Source organism: Ereboglobus sp. PH5-10 (assembly GCF_029504735.1).
Classification (GTDB): Bacteria; Verrucomicrobiota; Verrucomicrobiia; order Opitutales; family Opitutaceae; genus Ereboglobus.
In genome coordinates this window covers 1-2,132 of sequence record NZ_JAQFIP010000039.1, presented here as the reverse complement: position 1 = coordinate 2,132, position 2,132 = coordinate 1, and the positions used below count along the sequence as shown (strand labels likewise).

The 2,132-nt window shown below is 48.4% G+C and carries 2 protein-coding genes and 1 pseudogene; all 3 read right to left on the bottom strand.

What is annotated here, in order from left to right; genetic code table 11:
- Window positions 1-356, bottom strand: a 356-nt coding sequence (locus tag M2447_RS13650) for a zonular occludens toxin domain-containing protein (protein WP_277559058.1), incomplete at its 3' end; no start/stop codon positions are given.
- A gap of 31 nt (window positions 357-387) precedes the next feature.
- A complete protein-coding gene (locus M2447_RS13645; protein WP_277559057.1) occupies window positions 388-723 on the bottom strand; it encodes a hypothetical protein in 336 nt (111 codons plus the stop codon).
- A pseudogene (locus M2447_RS13640) lies at window positions 711-2,132 on the bottom strand (hypothetical protein); the annotation flags it as partial. The pseudogene M2447_RS13640 and the gene M2447_RS13645, both read right to left, overlap by 13 nt.

Here is a 2,132-nt window from a genome sequence, read left to right as displayed (position 1 = left end):
AGTTTGTCCGTTTCGCGGAAATCGCGTGCGCCCCACAGATCGGCCGCTTCATCAACGATGATAATCGAGTTGGGTTTCGTGAACCGCCAAAAGTTTTTCACTTCGTTCAACCGCACCTGTTGTCCCTCGCCATCGAGGAGCGGCGAGCCGTCGTCATTAAAAACAGGCTTCTCCGCATCCTCGAGAATGTGCAGTCGTTCGGCCATTTCCGCGCGCTTCGCGTTGTTCCGTCCGGCGCAATGCAGAATCAGCGGATCAATCCGCAGCGGCAACGATGTGTAAATGTGCCGCTTTGAATTCTTGAGCGCATCGATCACCACCTCGGCGACCGCATAGTAGGTTTTTCCCGCGCCCATCAGGCCGTAGATTATATTTAGCGACATGCAATCAACCTCCCATGTTTGGAATCCATGATTTGACCAATCGATACAGCGAAACCGCCACCCAAACACCGAATAAAACCAGCCCGTATCCTATCGCCTCCTTAAAAGGAAAAAAATAATCCACATATGACAAAACCTTCCTAGTTTCTTCGGTCATTTCAGGGCTAACAACATTACCGATCAAATCCAAAACACCTTCAACCGATGCATCCCCAAGTCCGACAACCTTTTTATTAAACCATATAAACGCATCGACAAACTTTCCAAATAACCAACCGGGCAAGTTTCTCAACTTATCCCAAAACCACCCAAATAAACCGAAAACAATCACAGCCCCCATGCCTTTCCAATCACTTTCATGAAGAGATAAACAAACCCAAAAAACATCATATACAAAATAAACGCCCTGACATTTTCCACCGGCTTCCGATATTGTTCTTCTCCAAAATCAGCGTGTATATTCAAATCCGTAACACCGAGATCAACGGTTAAATCGAAAACCGGAGCGGTGGCAGTCGGCAAATTACCCTCCAAATCCTTAAGCACATTAAGCTTTTCAAGCTTTGATCTAATAACAGTATTACCTCCCGTAATAGTTTGGATTTCCTCAGGTAATGCCACATCATCAGGTCCCCCGCCACCTCCTGAAGGTTCCTTCCCTAATTCATCGATTTTTTCGCCTAATCCGCCAATAGCCCCAACGATGCTACCTGTGTTTCGCGCATCCGCATTTCGCGTTTTCACTGCTTCATCCCTCACGGCATATTCAGTTTTTTGAATGGCTTCCTGCACACGTCTTAAAGCCTCAAGGTTTGTCTCGGTGTTCTTGTGCAACTCTTCATTTACTTTGTTAAATCCATCGGCCGTCACGTTTCGGGATTTCTGTCCCTCTTCGATCACAGTCTTCTCCAAGTTTTTGACCGCATCCGTTGTATTGTCTCCGCCTTTCGGATTAGTCGGTTCACCCGGGTCAACAGTGCCAGGACCATTACCCGGGTCAACACCCTCAGGAGGCGGTGGCTCCACAGGTGGAGGTTCAACCGGAGGCTCTGGATTCTCGGGGTCTCCATCATTCTTCACGGTTCCAGTGACATCAAACGACACCGTTTCCCCGCGCTTGTCGGGAACAGTATAGATTTTATTCGACCCGCTGATGCCGGAGCCAAACAAGACCGGAATCGTGTCATTCGGTTCAAACACACCGAGTTGAAGCGTCTTTACCATCGAAGAATTTCCCGTTTCATGACGCTGCCCGTTGATGCTCACATACGCATCCTCACGAGTCACGGCCGAGGGATTGCTAATGTTCAAATTCGCAACCACGGACACTTTCAACGGCGTGTAAGGCACTGTAATTCTATCCAATTCCTCCCCTGTTTTGAGGTTCAAAATCCAAACATCATAATCTGCCTCGGGCTCTTGCACCGGAACCGAAATATCATAAATACCCGGTGCGGTAATACTAACATTCTGTGACACGAACCCACCCGATGTGAACATATTTACAATCACAACGTCCACGAAATCGCTGACAGTCAATTTTCCATACCAACGCCCATCTTTAAATTCCGTTATCTTGCCTTCAACCTTGGTATGCGCGCCGCCGCCAGTCGTTGCATTCACCGAAAACGAAACCTGCTCACCGGGCGAATCAGGCACCGTGTAAGATGAAGGAGAACCCGTGACTCCCGAACCATATGTAATTGGAATCACCGTGCCGGGCTCGAACGCCCCAAGCTCAATTGTTTG